This window comes from Agathobaculum sp. TL06 (genome assembly GCF_054658635.1).
Window position 1 is genome coordinate 34,022 of the sequence record NZ_BAAGGY010000022.1, and the last position, 20,140, is coordinate 54,161.

Genomic DNA, 20,140 nt, shown 5'->3' on the forward strand with positions numbered 1-20,140 from the left:
GTCCGGTCAGGATTCTGCATGAACAGGAGGGTGTGTATTGAGCTTTAATGAAATTATCATGCTGATCGTCGCGATATTCTTTGTGTTGGGCTGTCTGGACCGGTGTCTGGGCAACAAGTTCGGCCTTGGACAATCGCTGGAGAGCGGCTTTGGGTTCATGGGGCCTATCGCTCTTTCCATGGTAGGTATGATCTGCTTTTCGCCTGTAATCGCATCTGTGTTGCAGCCTGTGATTGTGCCGGCCTATCAGGCCTTCGGGATTGACCCAGCGATGTTCGCGCCGACCTTTCTGACGGCCGACGGCGGCGGTTATGCAATCGCTAGCCAGATCTCGACCGATGCGGAAATGATTCGCTTCGCTGGTTTGATTGTCGGCACGATGGTCGGTTCGACGATTTCATTCACCATTCCGATCGGCGTAGGCATGATTCCCAAGGAGGATGCGAAATATTTTGCCACTGGCATTATGAGCGCCATGATTGCAGCACCGTTTGGTTGCCTGTTTGCAGGTATCGCATGCGGCGTGCCGGTCGGCAAAGTTGTATGGAATCTGATTCCAATTTTTATTCTTTCATTTGTAATCGCGGCAGCTATTTTTTTGGTTGCATCAGTGGTCATCAAAGTATTCTCTGTGTTTGCACGATTTATGACCATTATCATCACGATTGGCCTTGCAATGGCGGCGTTTACCAACCTGACTGGGATTGAATTGCTGGAAGGCATGACTGACATTAGTCAGGGTTTTATCACGGTTGGCGTGGTCACATTGATCATCGCAGGTTCATGGCCGCTGGCAGTTGTGCTGGAAAAAGTGCTGAAAGTTCCGCTGAACGCGCTTGCCCGTTTGCTAAAGATTGATGCAACTGCAACGTCCGGCTTACTGATTTCGCTGGTTACTGCACTTCCTGCGTTTGCGGAATATGGGAAGATGAATGCGCGCGGAAAGGTTATCGTTGCAACATTCGCGGGGACCATGGCATATATGATTGGTCCGCATTTGGGGTTTATCTCTGCAACGGATAAGACAATGATTCTTCCAATGTTCATTTCAAAAATTTCTGCTGGTATTATTGGCATTGCGCTGGCAGTAATAGTTGAGAGTCGCATTTTCAAGAATAAGCAGGAAAATCAGACGAATATGCAAAATGAACCGGTAGAAGTGATTACAGAGTAAAACGAAATTCCTGAATCGGTATACAGCGCAGATTGATGGTATCCAATTGGCACCTATTTTTCTGTGCTGTATGCTTAAAATTACTGGAATAAAAATGAAAGCGATAAGAAATGCAGAGTGAAAACGTGCAAGAAAGAAATCAAGGGTGCAATCTATTGGCTGACCGATAGCGTATTTATCTCGAAAACACAAGCAACGGTCTGCTGAAAAAACGCTTCTGGGAGACATCTGAGAAGGAGATCGGTAAGATACTCGAGGCTTACAGTCTATCAGCGTTGGGGCAAAGCACTGCCACATCCAGAATACGCCGCGATATATCTCAATGAAAAAGCACCGCAAGAATGACGTTATGCTCATTCAGGCTGTTTGTACGGAGAACCTTTACATTTAGAACTCTGGATACTTAATAAAGATATCATGTGGATTCAGTAAGAACCCGTGCAAAAGATTAGGAGGTGGTGTGCTTACGGTCAGAATGATGCTGCTGTTTATTTGTGTGCTGGGCTTTAGCAATATTCTGGCTACAGGCAGCCACAGGGATAGCTGTCTATCTGCTTCTGTGCTGGTAGCAGGATGGGAACGTGTATCTTACCGGGGGAAGTGCTAAGCGCCTATGCAAGATGATAAAAACAGATGGTTCATCCGTTATGTTTGGTTTTTTGTTGGCGTGACAATCAATGCAATTGGCGTGGCGCTGATTACAAAAGCGGAGCTGGGAACCTCCCCGATCTCGAGCGTGGCGCTTGTGCTCAGTCTGAAGTTTGCGCCGTCGCTTGGACAGTTTTCTTTTGCGACCAATATGTTGTTTATTATAGTGCAGCGTATATTGCTGAAAAAAGCGTTCCGTCCACTCCAGTGGTTACAGATTGGTGTCAACCTGCTGTTCAGCACGGTACTGGATATCACGATGCACTGCCTGTCATGGCTGAATCCAGCACATCTGGTTACGCAGTCCACCGTGTTAATGCTAGGATGCGCGGTTTTGGGTGTCGGTATCAGCATAGAGGTTGCGCCGGATGTACTGATTGTGCCGGGCGAGGGCATCGTCAAGGCAATTGCGCTTGTTTCCAAACGGCCCTTCGAAAAAATTAAGATCATCTTTGATGTATCCTCGGTCTGTCTGGCGATGGTGTTATCATATCTCTTTTTCTCGCGCTTGAACGGATTGGGCGTTGGTACGATTTTTTCAGCTTTTTCCATTGGTAAGTTTGTTGGCCTGTTCAACAAGCGACTTGGATTAATACGCAAAATTTCCATTCTACACGAATCGTTTTCCGGGACATAACAGCGATTAGGAGCAGTGTTAGACAGCCAAATGATTGCCTGGCAATACGCGGGGCCGCTTTTCGTACAGGCTGATTGGCATAGATGTTGCAACAACTATAAAGCGCAGTTTACACGAACAAATTTCAAAACTACAATCAATGAAGAAGGTGCATTCAAAGTGAACTCGAACAATGAACAAAACACAAGTCGTTCAGTAGGCATGTGGGGATTGATCTCTATCTTTATCGCTTACGGTGTTACACTGAACACTTTTTCTGTCGGCTCAGCGCAGGCCGGTCATCTGCCTTTTTGGAATGGTGTTCTGATGATTGCCCTTGGATGGGCGGGTCTTGCCATCGTCGGCACGATTACTGGTAATATTGGTTATGAAGTGGGGTGTGGAGCGCCCTTTGCCTTTCGTGCAACTTTTGGCCTTTGGGGATATAAGATCCCATCTATTCTCGCATCCATCGCATTGATAGGTTTCGCAGCTTTTGATTATTGGTATGTGGGCCAAGCACTAATTAACCTTTTCCCCGGGATTGGTTCTGCTGCATTTTACATTGGTATTCTCATTATCGTCTTGGCCGCTATTTTAGGTGCTATTAAGGATATTACCAGTTTGAAATGGCTTACCTCTTCCACCATCCCCATTGCGCTCGTCTTGTTCTTCATTATAATGTTTGTTACAATTAACAGGGGCGGCGGAATGGAAACACTAATGAACTATCAGCCGCCTCTGCAAGATACCAGTTTATTGCTTGGCGCGAACATTATGTTCTCTTGCTGGCTTTCCACGGTACCCGGTTATATGGATTTCACCCGTCATGCCAAAACTCGAAAGTGTGTATTCTGGGCCATTCCACTTGGCATGCTGGTCATCGGTTTCCAGTATTTTGTAGGGCAACTTGGGACTTATGCCTTTGGCATCGTAGATTTTACCTCGCTTTCTGCCGCGCTTGGCGGCACTATGGGTCTTGTTTGCAACCTGTTCACACTTTTTGCACAGGCTAACACAGTCCCCGCTAGTACATTGATGATTACATCGCATCTTACTGCCAGTCTGAAAGTCCCGCGCCTCGCTGTTATTATTGGCCAGCCGCTAATCGCTGGCGCGCTTGCCATTGCTATGTTCCTGGGTGCAGATATCAGCATCATTTCTTCTTTTGGCACGATCGTCGGTTATATCTTTGCACCGCTGCTGGCTGCAATCTTTGCAGAGTATTACGTTATCGGAAAGAGAAGCTTTATTGAGCCTGAAGCGCTTCCCAGGTTTTCATCTTCTGGCATTATCACTATCCTGGTCGGCTTTATTCTTGGTTTTGTTATTGCTGGTTTCTCGGCTATCCAGATTCCTACCGCGATGCTTCTCCTGATCCTCTGTTTCGTCCTGCATATCTTCCTGCGAAAGGTAGTCCATCTGAAGTGATTCTAAGCACCACCAGGTAAATAAAAGGAGGAAGATGCATGCACTTTGTTGAACTGAGCCATATTATACGCAACGGGCTGGTTTCATACCCTGGCATGCCGCCGGTTAAAATTTCTGCATATCTAACACGTGATCAATGCGGTGGCCGCTTTGGTGGAGCCTCTGCCGCGCTGCTCGATCAGATCAGCATGGTCAATATCAGTGGGACATACATCGACGCGCCGTATCATCGCTATGAAACAGGGTACAAAGTTTGCGACATACCGCTTGAAAAATGCTTTGATTTGCCAACCTTTGTGGTTGATTTGGGCGATAGCACGGACGAGTTGAGAAATCCCGTTTTTACCCAAGCTGATATTGCTCAGGCGCTGGCGCAGTACGACCTGCATGGCGCAGCGGTACTTCTCCGCAGCGGGCATGACAAAAAGTTTATGACACCGTCATATGAACAGCGAGTGCCGTACTGCTCACTTTCGGCTGCGGAATGGCTGATTGTGCGCGGTGTTTATGTTCTTGGGATCGACACACAACTGATCGACGATTTCAATCAAAAAAGCCGTGGCGACATGGTACATGATTTGGTTCTGCAGGCGGGATCGGTCATCTGCGAAGATATGAAAGACTTGGACCTGCTCCCACTGTGCGGTGCGCGCCTGTATGTTATCGCCCCACGTGTGGAGATGGCAAGCTTCCCAGCCAGAGTTTTTGCAGTGATTCCAGACTAAGTTCACAAGCGCAGTAGACACTTTTGCACTGATCCATTCCATATATCGGAACTTTCTCATGCCGCCCCCAAAAAGGGCGGCATGAGAAAGTTCCCAACCGTAGATAAGGAGGACCTGTATGAAACAAATGCGCGCTTATATTCTTGATCTCGGTAGCATGCAGTCCGATTCCAATCTTGCATATTGGGGTTCGACGCTGGCGACTCGAGCGCAGCCAAATATGCCACATCATATGAACACTACCCCGAGTTATGCTGTATTAATTGATCATCCACAAGCCGGTTGGATATTATATGATACCGGTATGGGAGATCCAAACGAATGGCCCCGACACATTTTAGAGACTGTTCTTGCGGAACAAGCTCCCACGATGACAATGGAATACCAGTTGCACCTGCTTGGCTTGAAACCTGCTGATATCAACTATGTTATTATTTCCCATATGCACATGGACCACATTGGAAACGACCGCCTTTTTGGAGATACCGCAGAATTTTTTGTTGCTAAAGATGAACTTGCATTTGCCAGTCAAATGGTTATGTCCTCAAAAAACCTCGTGGATCACGGTTTCTTTATTCGCGAGGATGTTCTGTGGCCACGCAAGCGTCTGCACTACCTCGACCGCGACGAAGAATTGTTCCCCGGCATTGAAGTTATTCTGCTGCCCGGTCACACGCCTGGTCTGGTTGGCCTGGTCGTACACTTGGATAGCGGTACTCTGATTTTTCCATCTGATGCTATTGCTGACCGTAAGAACTATGAAGGCTTTCCACCTGCCAATCTGCATGACAGCCTGCGCTACAGGCAGAGCATCCGCAAGGTTAAGGACCTGCAGAAAAAATATCGTGCGCAAGTTTTTTTCAGCCATGATCCTGTGATGATTCAGCAGGAAATGAAAAAAGCGCCTGACTATTACGCCTGATTGCCAGAACCATGTTACAGGACGTGCATGCTCCCAGTTTGTGCAGACCATACAAAAAGCGCCCAGCTGGGAATACTGGGGTAGGGTGGGAGAGGTATCGCGTCAGCAGGCTCTTCTCTAACTGTATACACCTGATTAGACCATTCTGAAAACACTATCAAGTGCAGACAGGCGGGGTGAAAAAATTTACACGAACCAAGATTCAATTGCTAATAGAAAAGGCACTTAAGATATGTCCCCACCAGCTAACAATGCTGTTGAAAATAGTTCAACTGTTCAAGGTGGCGAAGCAGTATTACCATTAACATGTATTCAGGTCAAAGTCATGTGTCGTCCAAGTAACCCGCCCGGGAGGCTGTCTGCCTATCCGGGCCGTGACCAGAACTTCGGAACCTGAAAAAGCAAACGGATCATACAGATATCCTTCTATGGATGCTGTATGGTCTTTTTTTGTACAAAAAACAGGAAAGGAAGACCAAAGATGCAATGGAAAACACGCTGATGAAAGTACGCTATCAGGACGAAGCGCAGAAGATCCTGCTCACCGGCTACGCAGACACCGTTATCGTGGACAGCCAGTTCGGCCGTCTGGCCGGCATACGGGTGGGCGGCTATCCGGAGGTGGTATCCGGGCTGTCGGCTGCGATCTGTGGCGGAGGCACGGTCACGATATCCATGGAAGTAGGCAGCATTTTGTGTACGGCGGAGCGCGGGAAGTACCGCAAAACGGTATCCCGCGAAGGCGCCTACGCGGTAGCTGCGATCCGTTGGGAGCAGGACAGGACACAGCAGCGGAAGGAGGAACAGGAAAATGATAAAACAAAGGAAGAAAAGAAAGACGGGCCGCAGGCGGAGCATTACCTGCTCTGCCGGACGGGAGACAAAGAGGCGCTGTACCACGAGATAGACCGTGTCAGCACGATCCCCATGCTCCCGCAGTTCGCAGACTACCTCATAGACGGCCTGCGGAAGCGCGGCATATTGACGCCGTGCATGGTGCGCACGACGGCGGAGCCGTTCGAAGCATGGCGGCTCACCTGCACGCCGGACGATCAGAATATCGCGGACGTGCTTGCGGCCGGCCTGAAAGCAGGGGCTATCCGTATCCCCGGCACACAGCCCGGCCAGCCGGACGCGTTTGCAGGCATAGACGGCGTGGCCGGATACCTGCGGGCGTTTGGCCCTGTGATCGCGTCCCGCATCCGTGGGCAGTTCCAGCCCCTGTATGATCCGGCGGCGGAGCCGCTGTCAGAGGAAGTGCTGAAACTTAACCGCTTTGTGGAACAGACTGCTGGCTACTCGCTGTACGACGCTCAGCTCGCCGCAGCGGAAGCGCTGCGGCGCAGGCTGCAAACGGCCAAGTTCGGCCTGCTCATTGCGGAATGCGGTTCGGGCAAGAGTAAGGTTGGAAGTCTGGCCTTGCAGGCATACTTCCTGCAAAAGCGCCGGAAGTGCCTGCATATCGTCCTTTGCCCCTCCCACATGACGGGCAAATGGGTGCGCGAGCTGGAGGAGGCCATCCCAAACGCGCGTGCTGCCATCGTGCAGACGCCGTCGGACATGGACGCCCTCTATGCGGAGTATGCCTGCGGAAGCCGAACGGTCTTTGCCGTACTCTCCAAGGAAAGCGCACGGGACGGCTATATGCGCCGCCCAGCGGTGCATTGGAACGAACGGCGGCGGGGCTTTATCTGCCCGGACTGCGGCAGCATCGTACAGATGCCGGTCTTTGCGTATGGCAAACAGATATTGGAGGACGCCACGCCGGAATTTTTCCGCACCGAGACCCGTGCCAACCGCAAGTGCGCAGACTGCGGCGCCGTCCTCTGGACGGCCACCACCGCGGAAGCGCAGAGCGAATGGGTGCGCATCAGCCATCTGGGCTATGTCCACCGCCGTTTCGCGCACTTCGCGCAGTTCGCCCGGGAATATGGCGTGACAGAGGACACTTACGAGGTGACGGAAGGCGGGTACAACAGCAACCGGCGCACCGCCAAGCGGAAAAAACGTTCCCGGCAGAAGCCGGGCGTTTCGCCGCTGGTGTACAGCCGCTTCCTGCTGGAGAACGGCGTGTTCCTCTCGCTCATGGATATGGGCAAGGACCTGCCGGAGTACGAGGAGATCCCCGTGCCGCTCCGGCTGCCGGAACAGCAGGCGGCCGCATACCGTGAACTGGAGAACGCATTCCGCAGGCTCCTCCGAGACCGCAGCCGCGAAGGCCGCAAGCTGGCGCAGGCACTGCTGTCTGTTTTCCTCAACCTCATGATGGCCTATCCGGATCAGCCGTATGGGCATAAGCCGGTCGTGCATCCGGTCACAAGAAATCCGCTGGTTGTCCCGCAAAGCAGCGGCGCGCCAGACGAGGAGACGGAAAAGGACCGACGCACGCTGGATATCATCCGCCGCAAGGTAAGCGCCGGGGAGCGCGTGCTGCTCTACGTCAACTGGGTGCGGCTGGACAGCCGGACACGCCTAAAGCGCTTTCTCACGGATGCCGGTATCCGCGCCGAGATCCTATCGGATACCGTCCCGCCTCGTAAACGGGAAGAATGGGTGGAAGACCACCTCCGGCAGGGGATGCAGGTGATGATCACGAACCCCGGTCTTGTAGAGACCGGGCTCGATCTCAATGATTTCACCACGCTCATCTTCTATGACATGGCGTTCAAGCTGTTCACGTTCCGTCAGGCGAGCCGCAGGTCGTGGCGCATCAACCAGACCGCGCCCCGTGTGGAGGTGTACATCCTGTACTACCGGCACACCATGCAGGAGCGCGCGATCCGGCTGATGGCCTCCAAGCTGGCGGTGGCCGGCGTGATCGAGGGCGGCGTGCTCACGGACGAAGGGCTGGCCGCGATGAGCGAGAGCGAGGATATGATGTCCGCGCTCGCCCGCGAGCTGGCCGAAGGCATCCGGCATGAGGACGCGGTGGAGGATATCGCGGCGTCGTTCCGCAAGATGGCGGTGCTGCATCCGGCACAGAGCAGACCCAAAGCTGAGGAAAGAAAGACAAGAACGATGCCGCTACCCATCAAAACCGCGATACCTGCCGTCCAGCCTTTGGAGCAGTTATCGCTGTGGGAGCCGGCAGGATGACGGAAACAAGGAGTTGATGGAACGATGCGATTTTTGGCGAACCGGTCCGAACTGCTGCCCATCGCCCGGCGCTGCAGCCAGACGATCGGGACATATTTCGTATCCAAAGAGCATGCCTGCGTCCTGATGGAAGCAGACGCCGCTTCCAACACGGTGATGTTCACCGCGCGCAGCCGGACCTGCACCTTACAGGTGCGGCATGCGTGCCGCGTGGAGGAGGACGGCAAGGCGCTGCTGTTCGCGCCGGTGTTCCAGCGGATGCTGGACGCCTTTGCGGACGAAGCAACGTCTGTCGCCACAGATAACAGGCAGATCGAGGTGCGCAACGCGAAGGCCGCCTTTGTCTTCCCTTTGATGGATGCGGACAAGTACCCCGCCGTGGGTACGCCCGCGCCCGCACAGCTGCTGGACTGCTCCGGCTTCGCGGAGGTCAGCGCAAGGGTGCTGTTCTCCGCCGCGCAGGGCAAAGCAGAGGGGAAAGAGCAGCTGAAGTGCGTGCATCTCACCGTCCATGACGGGCGTTTCAGCGCATCCAGCTGCGACGGCTTCCGCATGACCGTAGCGAGCGAGGACGCGGCGCAGGATGAGCCGATAGACCTGCTGATACCGGCGGACGCGATGAAGGCGCTGCTCGCGGTGTTCCGCGGCGTGCCGCACTGCAAGATCGGTGTGGACGGCGATACCGCGCTGTTCCTCGGGCCGGGCATGGTCTTTTCCGTCCAGCGCAGCCCTTATCAGGCGATGGACCTGAAGCCGGTATTGGAGCGCTTCCAGACGGCATATGAGGCTCATGTGGACGGCGCGCTGTTCTGTGCGGAGCTGCACCGCGCAGGTGTTGGCGGCACAGCCGGCGCGCGCGTGATCCTGCGCACGGGCAAAGGGATGCTGCAGATCGGCTATATCAGCGGGGACAGACAGGCTGTGCGGAGCGGGACAGAGCTTCCCGCAGATATCCGCACGCCGCTCCCCAGGGAAGGCTTCTGCTATACCTACAACTATCTGCTGCAGGCGGCGAAGCTGGTGAGCGGAAAGGAGACGGCCCTGCTGTTCGACAGCAAAGGCACCCTGATGCTGCGCACGGGAAACGAGCTGCATGCATTGATGCCAACGCGTATGCCGCAGGAAGAAGTGGAAAAACCGAAACGGAAGAAGAATGCTGCATGAGAAAAAGGAGTCGTACATGAAAAACAAAAAGCTGATCCTGATCCCTGCCGCCGTAGCGGAGGAGATCTGCCCGCTGCGGCCGGAAGATCGCCTGCTCAGCGCGGTAGGCCAGTTCGAGCCGCGGCGGATGAACCTGTGGTATCCGGTGCGGAGCTGTTTCCTCACCGCCCAGAGCATAGACGAGGCTAACGCGGTGTTCAAGCGACTGCGGAAGACCGTGCTGCACAGCGCGCAGGCCATGCGGCGCTTTTGCGCCGCCAATCCGGAGGCGCAGCGGCATGACTTCTGGTGTCCCACATACGAGTTCGCGTATGCGGGCGTGGTGAACGACTACCGCCTGCGCTGCATGGTGAACCACGGGGACTTCAACTACTTTTTTGTGGTGTATCAGAAAGAGAGGACAAATTTAGAAACGGAGGCTGCCTGAAATGACCGGAAAGACCATGACGAGACCCTTAACGGACGCCGAACGCGCGCTAGCAGAGCGATATCACAACCTGATCTACCGTGTGATGCATGACCTGCACCTCGGCACGGAAGCGGACACGGACCTGTACGGCGAAGCCGCGCTGGGGCTGATGCTCGCGGCGCAGCGGTACATGACGGACGAGAGCCTGCAGAAGTACCGCTTCACGACGATCGCATACAGCCGCATCCGCAACGCGCTGCTGCGCCAGCGGCACAAAGAGCGCAAAGCGCCTGTGGCGCTCAGTCTGGATGCATGGAGGGAGGACGGCGGCACGTTGTATGACGTGCTGCCGGACGGCCGCTGCGCAGACCCGGCGGATGTTATCATCCGGCAGGAACGCGCAGCGCTGCAAAAAGCCCATGCTGTCCGCAGCTGCAGGGTGTACCGTTTCCCCGTCTGCGCCGCCCCCGGAAGGGAGGCGGCATGATGGGTGTACATACCGGCGTTTATGTGGTGTACTACCTGTACCGCTCACGGTACTCCTTTGTGGCGGACCACTTCCTGAACGATGGCCGGCACATGGTGGACCTGAGCAGCCTGGACAAGGCGCTCACCTTTCCCTCCGAACGACAGGCGCGCCGCTTTATCGCGGACGATCTGGACCGGCCGGAAAGCGGTCCGTATTTCGTGTCCGAGCTCTCGCTTGGCGAACTGCTGGAGTATTGTCCGGAGCTGTATGAGGTGCGGCGTGCGGCCCTGAACGGAGGTGCGGCGTGAGCATGGAAAACAGGCTGTTTGCCGTAAAGACGCCGCATGAAATGCTGGACTGTTGTTTCCTCTTCGCAAGCCGTCTGCTCGTGTCCGGACAATGGTATATCGGCGTCGGGCATATCGTGGACGGCGGGGCGTACCATCTTTACGACGTCCTGCTAACGGATGGGGACGTTACGGTGCTGCCCCACCCGCACAGCGCGCCGGCATGGGAGATCCCGTATGAAAGGATCGCAGAACTGCCAAAGCCGTATCGTGGTTCAGAAGCGGAGATTCCACTCCTGCCGCGCCTCCTGTCCCAGATGGACAAGTACCTGCTGCCGGTGCATGACGAGTCCGTGCTCTATCCGTACCGAGTGCTGTCCTGCCTGTCTGCAGACTCTGCTGTAGCGGAATATTTCCTGCAGAAAGAAGAGCTGGCCACGGCCAGCGCGGGCAGGCGGACGGTCATCCGGCTGCGGCTGGATGAGCTGCAGGAGGACATGGAGGATGCCTGCGCGCGGCTGCGGCTCAGCCTGACGCGGCTGAAGCTGTTGTACCGCGCGCTCTGCCGGTGGAGCCGCCGGCATGGCGGCGCAAGGTTCCCGCTGGAAGCGCATAAGGATAAGATCTGTGACTATTTGAGGGAGGAAAAGGATGTTTAAGCAGAAAAGTTTCGCAGAACCCGGCTGTATCGGGTGTGAAGCGCATCTGGACTACGGCCTGAGCCGCTACTGCGCAGGTTTCGAGAACAAAAAGCGCCGCAAGCCGTTCCGCAAGAGCGATCCGGCGTATAAGGCGCCGGAGTGGTGTCCCAGACGGAAAGCGCCGCACGAGTACCGCATCTACAGCTATGCGGATGAGCAGGCGGCTGTGATGGCGCGGCTGCTGGAAGCGGACGAAGCGGGAGACAGGGAGCTTGTGTTCCCCCTTGCACACCGCTACCGGCTGCGCGCAGAAGGGAAAACCGGCTTATCCCCGAAAGCTTTCTATGAGCAGGCGAATGCTGGGGATGTATCCTCGCCGCTTCCAGATGAAAGCATCCATACCAGAGACGTGGTGGAGATCGATACCGGGCTGGCACAGTTCTTCTTTTACTGTGCCGCCCCGCACGACTTCCGCACGGCGTTCTTTGATGTGAAGCGCATCCAGCCCGGCAAAACAGAGGATACGGAGGTATCGTGATGGCAAATCTCATGCTCTATGCGAAAGGGAAAGACGATACGCGCTTCGGCGCGGTGGATATAGCAAACGGCACGTTTCCCGTGCCGCTGATGTGCGCGACCCTTGTCCCAGAGGCGAAGCTGGATATCCTCAAGCAGCGGGCCGGCCTGCTGCACCGGATGCATCCGGATATTGTTTTCCAGATCCGCTATGCCGGCACTGCAAAGGTGCTGTTCCAGGCGGGAGGCGAGGAACTTTGAAGGCACTGAATACTGATGCGGTATCGCACGATATCGGTCTGCTGCGTGATCTGGAACGCGAGGATTCGTTTGTAAAGGGCTTCCGCTGCGCGTCAGAGTTGCTCGGGAAAGGAGAACAAAAGGAATGCTGAGAGATAAGATGCTGGCCGTGATGGAGGAGGTAAACAGCGAGGCCGCGGAGCGGCACGAGCTGGTGCAGACGATTGCGCTGGCGCTGTTAAGCAGGTGCAACCTGTTCATTTTAGGTGCGCCCGGGCAGGCCAAGAGCTTCGTGGTGAACGAGTTCCGAAAGCGCATCACGGGCGCAAAGCAGTTCGAACGCCTGCTGTCCAAACAGACGGACGAAGAAGCCCTGTTCGGGCGGCTCGATCTGGCGAGCCTGATTCCGGGCGCTGTCCCGGCGCAGGTGTTGGCAGACGATGCTGCGTATCAAAAGCTCAAGCAGCAGCTGGAACAGGCGACAGACGATTTTCGCGCTGACCCGGCGGACAGCAGTGCAGCTTCGCGGATGCAAAGCCTTACGGCAGCTCTGGAACAGTACCAGAAAGGGCTGTCCCTGCTGCACAGCGGCACGCCCATGACCATCACGGCAGGCAAGATACCGGACGCGCATATCTGCTTTCTGGACGAGGTGTTCAGTGCGCCCGTAAAGGCATTACAATAAAGCTGCTGTAGCAAAGCAGTAGGCAAGGAGCCTGTGCCTATCATCATTCGACTTACCCTGAGGGGAAACCCATAGGGGGACCAGAGCATGTCGGAAAGGCCATAAGTTGACCAGTCATCAGGTCACGACTGAATGGTTGGATGAAAAGATGGATATGAGGATAAAGCCCTGATTGGTTGAACGACAGTCTGAACGGCCTCACTCGTGTCTACAGCGGAAGATGACTATAGCCGCTGTATCGCAGATGATGCTTTCCACTTGAATAGGAGGGCATCCAAGGCTTACTTATCTGCGACGTACCGCTGTCAGCGGAAAAGGACGGAAATCGTATCCGACAATCCATCGTGCTGAGTTATTGTATTGCTAAACGGGGATTGCCTAAACCGGAACGCCTGATACGGCTATATGCTTTGGCATTGAATATCTGGCATGGCAACGGAGCCTTCATAGTAGTCCGAGGGCGGGAAAGCCGTCCACATGGCGAAGGAAGGCAGCTTGCGAATCAGTACAAATACTGTGAAAGTGTGTGAGACACTATGAGAAATCCTGTAAATGTACTAAACAGTCTATCAAGGCACAGCAGGGATATTAATTACCAATATGAGCGCATTTATAGATTGTTGTACAATCCTGAAATGTATTGCATCGCTTATCAGCGGATATATACCAAACAGGGCAACATGACGAAAGGATCGGATATGAGCGTTATGCCGATGATTTTTTGATTGGTGTCATTGGAAGTAAAGAGGATTGCAGGAAAATCAAGCAAGACATCAAAAATTTTCTATCAGACCAATTACGGTTGAAGCTTTCGGATGAAAAGACCTTGATTACCCACGCAACCTCCTCTGCACATTTCCTCGGGTATGAAATCTCAGTCAGATACTCGCAGTTGCCCATGCCTGGAAAGAAAAAAGCACCGACGCGATATAACAATGGCAAAATTGTCCTTAAAATCCCAGCAGGGAAAATCAGAGACAAACTGCTGGAATATAATGCGATGAAAATTGTCGTTCATAACGGTAAAGAGGTATGGAAACCGCAGGCAAGAGTATATCTGAGAAACAATGACGATTTGGAAATCCTGTTACGTTACAATGCGGAAATCAGAGGCTTTTATAATTATTACGCACTGGCTCTTAATTGTCTACAGTGGACAGAATAGTCTCATGGAACGAATAAAAGCAGAAAAATGTGAATTTTGTGGAAAAGAAAACGTGCCTCTCCAAATGCATCATGTAAGAAAACTCAAAAATCTGAAGGGCAAAGAGCCTTGGAAACAGTTCATGATTTCCCGCAAACGTAAAACCCTTGCTGTATGCGTGGAATGCCACCGGAAAATACACAGTAACAAGATGGACTAATTGCAAGTGGGGAGCCGGATACATTGAGAGGTGTAAGTCCGGTTCCGAGGCGAGCGCCCGGAAACCTGCCATAGCAATATGGTAAGGCGCTGGACGCTTAGCCTACAGGCGGGAGATGGTCTGCTCAACTCGCTGCTCACCGCGCTCAACGAGCGCCGGTACACCAACGAGGGCGTGACCGTGGATATCCCCGCGATCTCGTTCTTCGCGGCGTCCAATGAGCTGCCGAACTTCCGCAACAAAGAGGAGCAGATCCTCGCCCCGCTCTATGACCGCTTCCAGCTGCGCGTGGTGACCCGTGATGTGCAGGAACGCAGCGCGCGGCTCGCCGTGCTGCAAAACAAGCAGGGCGGGCATTTTGGCGAGGTGAGGGCGACTTTCTCGCTGGACGAGCTGTACGCCATGCAGGCGCAGGTGGCGCTGGTCTCCATTCCGGAGGCGGTCAATGAGCTGATGGACGATGTGCTGTGCGAGCTGCGGCGGGAGGGTATCACGGTATCCGACCGCACGTTCTTCGGCTATGGGCCGGTGGCGCAGGCGGCGGCCTGGCTCGCCGGCCATGCCGCAGTGCAGCCGGAGGACCTGCTGCAGCTGAAGAACTACCTCTGGAACGAACCGGCGGAGATAGAAAAGGTGCAGACCGTGCTCATGCGCCTGTGCGACGACCCGCTCCGCACGCGGCTGGAAGAACTGCTGGCGAAGGCGAAGGACGCGTTCGGCGCATTCAACGACGCGCCGGACGGCCAGAAGGCCAAGGCGCTCGTACAGCTCCGCGCCGGTTTCGCAGCGCTGTACCGCGAGTGGCAGGCGCTGGACGCCGCCGCGCAGTCCGACGACCAGCACCGGCAGGCGGGGGACGCGCTCGCGTCGCTCGAGGAGCTGAACCGCAGGGCGCATGAGGCGTGCTCGTTCACCCCGTCCCCGCTGGCGCAGCTGGCCGTACTACAATCCGCAGCATGACAAGAAGGAGGAGAACAGAATGCTGAATAAGATCATCCTGATAGGCCGTATGACCAAGGACCCCGACCAGCGCGGGAAAGACCCGGAAAAGCCGATCGCGAGCTTCCGCATCGCGGTGGACCGCGACTACAAGCGTGACGGCGAGCCGGAAGCGGACTTTTTCGACTGCTCGGTGTTCGGCCAGCAGGCGAAGTTCGTGCTGCAGTACGGCCGCAAAGGCCGCCTGCTCTGCGTCGTTGGCGCGATCCAACGCTGCGAATGGCAGGACCAGCAAACGGGCGAAAAGCGCTCCGCGTTTGAGGTGGTACGGGGCGACGTGCATTTCCTGGATAAAAAGCCGGAGGACGCCCAGCCGGACGGTGCGGCGCAGCCCGCGGCTGCACCTGCTCCGGTCTCTGCACCAGCACCCGCAGCCGGATATGCACCGCAGCAAGTCGTACCCGCGGCGCAGGGGTATGCTGCCCCGCCCGCGGTACAGCCGGCAGCGGCACAGGCGCCCCAGCCGGCGGCGGTGGCACAGCCAAGCACACAGCCCGCGGCTGCGCCTGCCCCGCAGGCCGTGCCTGCGGTGACGGTACAGGCGGCGTCGGCGCTGGGCTATCCGCAGCCGGTACCCGGCGCTGCGGCACAGTACCCGACACCGAGCTTCTCCGGCGTACCGGAAAGCTACGCATGGGGGCCGGGCGGTGTGCCTGACCCCAACCCGCCGTTCTGAGCGGCAAGCATGATATGGAGAAACAGGAGTAGAACGACATGGAAAAGCAGGGCGTCTGCCCTGCTTTTCCACCTGATAACTTGGAGGTGCTGGATGAGATACCGCTTTTCTTCGCTGGATCAGATCGTAAACTCACCGTTATTCAATCTTACTGCACCATACCAAAGGCCGGAACGGACGGAGCATTGTACCCGGCCGACACGGCTGGAGCGCATGGTGTTCCATGACAGCTGCACAGCCAATGGGCTGGATGCTGCCGCACCGCTGCTGGCCGACCTGTTCCATCTGCTCTATGCGCATACATACCGCTGGTGCAGCGAAAAAGAGCTGTCCCCCAAAGCGCGCCTTGTCTGGGCATATCTGCTGGAGGGGATGCAGGATAACGGACAGTTTGCCGCCCTGCACCATCTGTGCAAGGGGGAGGACAGCGCAGCGATGGAAGCTGCGCGCACGGTGCGGCAGGCGCTTTCTGATGCAGTACACGGTATCGACCGGGCGGCGGGCAGGCTGCTGCCCGTGCTGGAACGGCTGGTGCGCCGCCATGACGCGGCGGCGGAAAAGCTGTATCATCTGGTGCGGGAAGCACAGGCCGATCCGCTCAAAACACCGGAGGCGCTCCGCGCTGCCGCAGAGACGGCAAGCACGGCGGAGCAGATACAGGCCGTGTCCGGGATGATACGGGATAAGCTGCGCAAACGGCAGACAGAAACACAAGCGGCGATGCATACCGCGCTGCAGCAAGGCATGGATGCCGCGCTTCTGGCCCGCTATGTACGGCGATGCTGGGGAGATGGGACGTCTGAAAATACAGCGCAGCAGACGGCCCATGACCGCGAGCTAATGGACAGGGTAAAGAGCAATGAGATGCTGCTGGGCGTCACCCGTCAGCTGGGGCGCATGAAGGAGATGCTGTCCGACCTGCGGAAGAACGACTACGCGCACGGCCGCGGGGAGAAATACGCTATTACGCGCGGGCGCGACCTGAAAAACCTGCTTTCCGGCGAGCTGGCGCTGCTGGCGTCCCCAGCGACGACGCCGCTGTTCCTGCGTAAGTACAATGCGAAAGGACTACTGCAATATACAAAGCGGGAGCGCATCCACAAAGGGCATGGCGATATCATCATCTGTCTGGATGAGTCCAGATCCACGGAGGGCGAGAACGCCGCGTGGGGTAAAGCGCTGGCGCTGGCCGTGCAGGATATCTGCGCGCATGAAGGGCGCTAATTTGCGCTGATCCATTTCTCCGGCAAAGGCCAGATACGGACAGACCGTTTCCTGCCGGGGCAGTACACGACCAACGACCTGCTTTCCGCTGCCGAACATTTCTTTGACGGCGGCACGGATTTTGAGACGCCGGTCCGCGAGGCCATGCGGCTGATAAACGAGGAAGCGTTTGAGGACGCGGATATCCTGTTCATCACGGACGGTAAGCGCGCAATATCTGAGGATCTGGCGGAACAGCTGCAGGACGCGGTACATGATGCGCGGTGTTCTGTGGTAGGCCTGCTGCTGGACGCCGATGACCCAGGGATGGAGTTCAGCCTGGAAAAATTCTGCGAGAAGATATACCGGATAAGCCGGATGGCAGAGAGCAGGATAGAAGCGGTGGTGCTGGATATTTGAAAGATTAACTATTAGAAGTCAACCCCAAAATGAATGGTGGTGGTGAAAAAAGATGGCTCAAAAAGGGTATAGCAAAGCTAAGGTCTTGTCAGACCTCTGCTGGCTATTTAAGCAGTTGCGCTCAAGCCTCTGAGCAATACGGTTGCCTGGATTTCTCCATGGCAAATATTAGACGAACCAACTTTTTGGTTGCATGGGAAATAGCAACATTGTAGTGTTTGCCCTCAGCCCGTTTCTTAGCGAGATAAGTGGCGAATGTCGGCTCCCAGTGACAAACATACTTGGTTGCGTTGTAAAGGGCATAGCGCAGATATCGAGAGCCTCGCTTTTCCATGTGTGGGTAGCAATTTTTGAGCTGCCCGGACTGGTAAGTTGAGGGAGACATCCCAGCATAGGCCAATAAGTTGTCTGGGGAATCAAAACGGGTGAAGTCACCAACTTCAGCAAGAATCATGGCGGCCATACGGAAACCCAATCCGGGGATAGTGGTAAGGGACGAATTAAGTTCATCCATAATGAATTGAATTTGCTCTTCAATTTCAGCAATTTCATTATCCAGTTCGCGGATGAGCCGGATGGTATGCTGCAATTCAAGAGACTTGGCGGGCATCCAGGAGCCAATAGAGTTTCTGGCGGCATCCCGGATTTCAAGAGTCATGTCCCGTTTGTAGCGGCCTTTAGAAGCGGTTTCAAGAAGTGTTTTCAGCCTTGTCAAATGGGCGGCGGCGATCTGTTTGGCACAGGGGAACTCCTCCAGTAGGGCGTAGACAGAAGTAATATGCAGAGAAGGAACGAGCTTTTCCAGTTCTGGAAACAGGATGCAGACCAGTCGAGCGATAGAGCTTTTCAGCTTGGCATGCTCTTTCACTTTGTCAAAACGGTATCTGGTCAGTGACTTTAGCTCCTCATTGTGGTATGCTGTATCCGTGTAGGGTTTGAGGCCCACATCGGATAACAGCATAGAAGCAATCGTTCGTGCATCCACCCGGTCGGTTTTAGTCTTTCGCAGACTGAGACTCTTTCGGTAAAGGTTTGTGCGCAAGGGGTTCAAGACATAGGTGGCCAGACCGTTGTCAAGAAGAAACCCGAGCAGGTTGTAGCTGTAATGCCCGGTTGCCTCAAGCCCTACTTTCATTTTGTCCTGAGGTGTGGTGCAGTCCTGGATTCTCTGCAATAGGCAGTTGAACCCATCCATTGTATTTGGGATTGTGAACGCATCCGCCAGGACTTCACCCTCCGAACTGAGAATGAAGCAATCATGCTTATCCTTTGAGACATCAATACCAACAGAAATTACCATAACTAATCCCTTCAACGCTAAATATGTGATGCTGCATCCACAGTACGCCTTACTTTTGTAGCCTTGTTCCCCATAAACCGTCTGGCGGTATTTAACTGATTAACAAAATTGTAAGGGGTTGTGGTTGGAACCTTTCAAGAACCATCTTGTGGTAGGAGAATCAAACCAATCCACAGCATCCCTTACAGTGTAGCACAGCCCTTGGAGAGGGACTTTAATAACTACTACTATGTACTGTAAATGACTGTATATTTTCAAATAAAAAAGAGATTGCAATGTAGAAATGAAGACAGAGTCTACCGTTTACATTTGTCTGAAGGCCGGAAAATAAAAGGTTGAGTGAGTAGGGGGATATTGAGAAAACCATATGTGAAAATGACTAAAGAAAATACCAATTATTTTTATAAAAGGATAGGTAATTATCCTGTATGTGAGCATGTTTGGCACGCTGGCTTTTTTGGTTGTTCAGCTGCCGAATTACAATTTCGATTCGATTCGTGAATATTACGTCAGCAATCCGGACTTCGGTCAGCAGTTCGTATCGTTTACCGGCAGATGGGATCATTTCATCAATATCGCGCTTCCGATCTGCTCTGCATCGCGCCGTTCTTTGCGCATCTGACCGGCCAGCAAACCATTCAGACGGCGGCATCCTGCAAAAATGAAAAATTTCTCAAGCGTATTGCGTGGTTTGTCGGCCCGATGAATGTCATCGTCGGCGTGATCTCCATTGTCCTTTCTCTGACGGCGCGTTCTATGCCTGCTTTTGAGGGCATCAGCAACAAGCTGGTCTGTTCACAGATGCTGATCGCGATTATGCCGAAGTGGTTCATGGCGATCCTGTTGGCAGCATTTGCCGTAGCGATCCTATCCTCTTACAGCGGCTTCCTGATGGGTACTGTTAGCTCTACAAGCCAAAAATGACTGGCAGGGAGGAGACGCGCTATATCCGGATCGGCCTGCTGATCGGCGCGATCTATTGCGGCGTGATGGTGCAGACCCTGCCGACGGTTGTTTTGATGTTCACTATGAAGTTCGTAGCGGAAACCACCCGCCCCTATGGCATCAAGACCATTGTTTCCATGAACACGATCATGGTGGACGGCACGGGCATGTGCGGCGGCTGCCGCCTGACGGTTGGCGGAGAGACCAAGT

At 54.6% G+C, this 20,140-nt stretch carries 23 protein-coding genes and 1 pseudogene; 23 read left to right on the forward strand and 1 reads right to left on the reverse strand.

Features of this window, described 5'->3' with window-relative positions; translation table 11 throughout:
- Window positions 1–37 precede the first annotated feature (37 nt).
- The 21 genes from ACYQ3S_RS12800 (at window position 38) to ACYQ3S_RS12900 (ending at window position 17,685) form a co-directional block, all read left to right on the forward strand.
- Complete coding sequence (locus ACYQ3S_RS12800) at window positions 38–1,174, forward strand: ethanolamine utilization protein EutH (RefSeq protein WP_459689614.1); 1,137 nt, start codon at window positions 38–40, stop codon at window positions 1,172–1,174.
- 613 nt (window positions 1,175–1,787) lie between these two features.
- Window positions 1,788–2,459, forward strand: coding sequence for a YczE/YyaS/YitT family protein (locus tag ACYQ3S_RS12805; protein ID WP_459689615.1), 672 nt, complete (start codon window positions 1,788–1,790; stop codon window positions 2,457–2,459).
- Window positions 2,460–2,474: 15 nt separating this feature from the next.
- The gene (locus tag ACYQ3S_RS12810; protein WP_459689617.1) at window positions 2,475–3,869 is read left to right on the forward strand and encodes a cytosine permease; all 1,395 of its coding nucleotides are present in this window, start codon (window positions 2,475–2,477) and stop codon (window positions 3,867–3,869) included.
- Window positions 3,870–3,907: 38 nt separating this feature from the next.
- Complete coding sequence (locus ACYQ3S_RS12815) at window positions 3,908–4,594, forward strand: cyclase family protein (RefSeq protein WP_459689618.1); 687 nt, start codon at window positions 3,908–3,910, stop codon at window positions 4,592–4,594.
- Between the two features lie 118 nt (window positions 4,595–4,712).
- Window positions 4,713–5,516 (forward strand): N-acyl homoserine lactonase family protein, encoded by an 804-nt coding sequence (locus ACYQ3S_RS12820; RefSeq protein WP_459689620.1) that lies wholly within the window; start codon window positions 4,713–4,715, stop codon window positions 5,514–5,516.
- Window positions 5,517–6,002: 486 nt separating this feature from the next.
- The gene (locus ACYQ3S_RS12825; protein WP_459689622.1) at window positions 6,003–8,612 is read left to right on the forward strand and encodes a helicase-related protein; all 2,610 of its coding nucleotides are present in this window, start codon (window positions 6,003–6,005) and stop codon (window positions 8,610–8,612) included.
- Window positions 8,613–8,636: 24 nt separating this feature from the next.
- Window positions 8,637–9,776, forward strand: a complete 1,140-nt coding sequence (locus tag ACYQ3S_RS12830) for a hypothetical protein (RefSeq protein ID WP_459689623.1) — start codon at window positions 8,637–8,639, stop codon at window positions 9,774–9,776.
- A 16-nt stretch (window positions 9,777–9,792) separates the two neighbouring features.
- On the forward strand, window positions 9,793–10,203 hold the full coding sequence (locus ACYQ3S_RS12835) for a hypothetical protein (protein WP_459689624.1): 411 nt from the start codon (window positions 9,793–9,795) through the stop codon (window positions 10,201–10,203).
- A gap of 1 nt (window position 10,204) precedes the next feature.
- Window positions 10,205–10,672: a sigma-70 RNA polymerase sigma factor region 4 domain-containing protein gene (locus tag ACYQ3S_RS12840; protein WP_459689626.1), complete on the forward strand. Its 468-nt coding sequence runs from the start codon at window positions 10,205–10,207 to the stop codon at window positions 10,670–10,672.
- Window positions 10,669–10,962 carry a hypothetical protein gene (locus tag ACYQ3S_RS12845; protein WP_459689627.1) on the forward strand — a complete coding sequence of 98 codons (294 nt, stop codon included), beginning with the start codon at window positions 10,669–10,671 and terminating at the stop codon, window positions 10,960–10,962. Before ACYQ3S_RS12840 ends, ACYQ3S_RS12845 begins: the two co-directional genes overlap by 4 nt.
- Window positions 10,963–10,964: 2 nt before the next feature.
- Entirely contained in the window at window positions 10,965–11,600 is a 636-nt protein-coding gene (locus ACYQ3S_RS12850; RefSeq protein ID WP_459689629.1) for a hypothetical protein, read from the forward strand.
- Window positions 11,593–12,120 carry a hypothetical protein gene (locus tag ACYQ3S_RS12855; protein ID WP_459689630.1) on the forward strand — a complete coding sequence of 176 codons (528 nt, stop codon included), beginning with the start codon at window positions 11,593–11,595 and terminating at the stop codon, window positions 12,118–12,120. Before ACYQ3S_RS12850 ends, ACYQ3S_RS12855 begins: the two co-directional genes overlap by 8 nt.
- Window positions 12,120–12,359, forward strand: a complete 240-nt coding sequence (locus tag ACYQ3S_RS12860) for a hypothetical protein (protein ID WP_459689632.1) — start codon at window positions 12,120–12,122, stop codon at window positions 12,357–12,359. Before ACYQ3S_RS12855 ends, ACYQ3S_RS12860 begins: the two co-directional genes overlap by 1 nt.
- Window positions 12,356–12,490: a hypothetical protein gene (locus ACYQ3S_RS12865; protein ID WP_459689633.1), complete on the forward strand. Its 135-nt coding sequence runs from the start codon at window positions 12,356–12,358 to the stop codon at window positions 12,488–12,490. Before ACYQ3S_RS12860 ends, ACYQ3S_RS12865 begins: the two co-directional genes overlap by 4 nt.
- On the forward strand, window positions 12,484–13,023 hold the full coding sequence (locus tag ACYQ3S_RS12870) for an AAA family ATPase (protein WP_459689634.1): 540 nt from the start codon (window positions 12,484–12,486) through the stop codon (window positions 13,021–13,023). The genes ACYQ3S_RS12865 and ACYQ3S_RS12870 overlap by 7 nt, the downstream gene beginning before the upstream one ends.
- Window positions 13,024–13,663: 640 nt before the next feature.
- On the forward strand, window positions 13,664–14,188 hold the full coding sequence (locus tag ACYQ3S_RS12875) for a reverse transcriptase domain-containing protein (protein ID WP_459689636.1): 525 nt from the start codon (window positions 13,664–13,666) through the stop codon (window positions 14,186–14,188).
- A 4-nt stretch (window positions 14,189–14,192) separates the two neighbouring features.
- Complete coding sequence (locus ACYQ3S_RS12880; RefSeq protein WP_459689638.1) at window positions 14,193–14,387, forward strand: HNH endonuclease; 195 nt, start codon at window positions 14,193–14,195, stop codon at window positions 14,385–14,387.
- 78 nt (window positions 14,388–14,465) lie between these two features.
- A complete protein-coding gene (locus ACYQ3S_RS12885) occupies window positions 14,466–15,347 on the forward strand; it encodes a hypothetical protein (RefSeq protein ID WP_459689640.1) in 882 nt (293 codons plus the stop codon).
- A gap of 19 nt (window positions 15,348–15,366) precedes the next feature.
- On the forward strand, window positions 15,367–16,062 hold the full coding sequence (locus tag ACYQ3S_RS12890) for a single-stranded DNA-binding protein (protein ID WP_459689642.1): 696 nt from the start codon (window positions 15,367–15,369) through the stop codon (window positions 16,060–16,062).
- Between the two features lie 93 nt (window positions 16,063–16,155).
- Complete coding sequence (locus ACYQ3S_RS12895) at window positions 16,156–17,286, forward strand: hypothetical protein (RefSeq protein ID WP_459689644.1); 1,131 nt, start codon at window positions 16,156–16,158, stop codon at window positions 17,284–17,286.
- Window positions 17,287–17,430: 144 nt separating this feature from the next.
- The gene (locus ACYQ3S_RS12900) at window positions 17,431–17,685 is read left to right on the forward strand and encodes a hypothetical protein (RefSeq protein WP_459689646.1); all 255 of its coding nucleotides are present in this window, start codon (window positions 17,431–17,433) and stop codon (window positions 17,683–17,685) included.
- A 121-nt stretch (window positions 17,686–17,806) separates the two neighbouring features.
- Here the strand turns inward: ACYQ3S_RS12900 and ACYQ3S_RS12905 are convergent, their stop codons facing one another.
- Window positions 17,807–18,985: an IS110 family RNA-guided transposase gene (locus ACYQ3S_RS12905; protein ID WP_459689648.1), complete on the reverse strand. Its 1,179-nt coding sequence runs from the start codon at window positions 18,983–18,985 to the stop codon at window positions 17,807–17,809.
- A 555-nt stretch (window positions 18,986–19,540) separates the two neighbouring features.
- On the opposite strand from ACYQ3S_RS12905, the gene ACYQ3S_RS12910 reads away from it, so the two are divergent.
- Window positions 19,541–19,909, forward strand: a complete 369-nt coding sequence (locus ACYQ3S_RS12910) for a hypothetical protein (RefSeq protein WP_459689650.1) — start codon at window positions 19,541–19,543, stop codon at window positions 19,907–19,909.
- Window positions 19,910–20,013: 104 nt separating this feature from the next.
- Window positions 20,014–20,140, forward strand: a pseudogene (locus ACYQ3S_RS12915) (iron-sulfur cluster-binding protein); the annotation flags it as partial.

Excerpts from the sequence above, each read along its gene's own strand:
- ACYQ3S_RS12805 (WP_459689615.1), top strand. The coding sequence starts at position 1,788 with ATGCAAGATGATAAAAACAGATGGTTCATCCGTTATGTTTGGTTTTTT.
- ACYQ3S_RS12815 (WP_459689618.1), top strand. The coding sequence starts at position 3,908 with ATGCACTTTGTTGAACTGAGCCATATTATACGCAACGGGCTGGTTTCA.
- ACYQ3S_RS12820 (WP_459689620.1), top strand. The coding sequence starts at position 4,713 with ATGAAACAAATGCGCGCTTATATTCTTGATCTCGGTAGCATGCAGTCC.
- ACYQ3S_RS12825 (WP_459689622.1), top strand. The coding sequence starts at position 6,003 with ATGGAAAACACGCTGATGAAAGTACGCTATCAGGACGAAGCGCAGAAG.
- ACYQ3S_RS12830 (WP_459689623.1), top strand. The coding sequence starts at position 8,637 with ATGCGATTTTTGGCGAACCGGTCCGAACTGCTGCCCATCGCCCGGCGC.
- ACYQ3S_RS12835 (WP_459689624.1), top strand. The coding sequence starts at position 9,793 with ATGAAAAACAAAAAGCTGATCCTGATCCCTGCCGCCGTAGCGGAGGAG.
- ACYQ3S_RS12840 (WP_459689626.1), top strand. The coding sequence starts at position 10,205 with ATGACCGGAAAGACCATGACGAGACCCTTAACGGACGCCGAACGCGCG.
- ACYQ3S_RS12845 (WP_459689627.1), top strand. The coding sequence starts at position 10,669 with ATGATGGGTGTACATACCGGCGTTTATGTGGTGTACTACCTGTACCGC.
- ACYQ3S_RS12850 (WP_459689629.1), top strand. The coding sequence starts at position 10,965 with ATGGAAAACAGGCTGTTTGCCGTAAAGACGCCGCATGAAATGCTGGAC.
- ACYQ3S_RS12855 (WP_459689630.1), top strand. The coding sequence starts at position 11,593 with ATGTTTAAGCAGAAAAGTTTCGCAGAACCCGGCTGTATCGGGTGTGAA.
- ACYQ3S_RS12860 (WP_459689632.1), top strand. The coding sequence starts at position 12,120 with ATGGCAAATCTCATGCTCTATGCGAAAGGGAAAGACGATACGCGCTTC.
- ACYQ3S_RS12870 (WP_459689634.1), top strand. The coding sequence starts at position 12,484 with ATGCTGAGAGATAAGATGCTGGCCGTGATGGAGGAGGTAAACAGCGAG.
- ACYQ3S_RS12880 (WP_459689638.1), top strand. The coding sequence starts at position 14,193 with ATGGAACGAATAAAAGCAGAAAAATGTGAATTTTGTGGAAAAGAAAAC.
- ACYQ3S_RS12885 (WP_459689640.1), top strand. The coding sequence starts at position 14,466 with ATGGTAAGGCGCTGGACGCTTAGCCTACAGGCGGGAGATGGTCTGCTC.
- ACYQ3S_RS12890 (WP_459689642.1), top strand. The coding sequence starts at position 15,367 with ATGCTGAATAAGATCATCCTGATAGGCCGTATGACCAAGGACCCCGAC.
- ACYQ3S_RS12895 (WP_459689644.1), top strand. The coding sequence starts at position 16,156 with ATGAGATACCGCTTTTCTTCGCTGGATCAGATCGTAAACTCACCGTTA.
- ACYQ3S_RS12900 (WP_459689646.1), top strand. The coding sequence starts at position 17,431 with ATGCGGCTGATAAACGAGGAAGCGTTTGAGGACGCGGATATCCTGTTC.
- ACYQ3S_RS12905 (WP_459689648.1), bottom strand. The coding sequence starts at position 18,985 with ATGGTAATTTCTGTTGGTATTGATGTCTCAAAGGATAAGCATGATTGC.
- ACYQ3S_RS12910 (WP_459689650.1), top strand. The coding sequence starts at position 19,541 with ATGGGATCATTTCATCAATATCGCGCTTCCGATCTGCTCTGCATCGCG.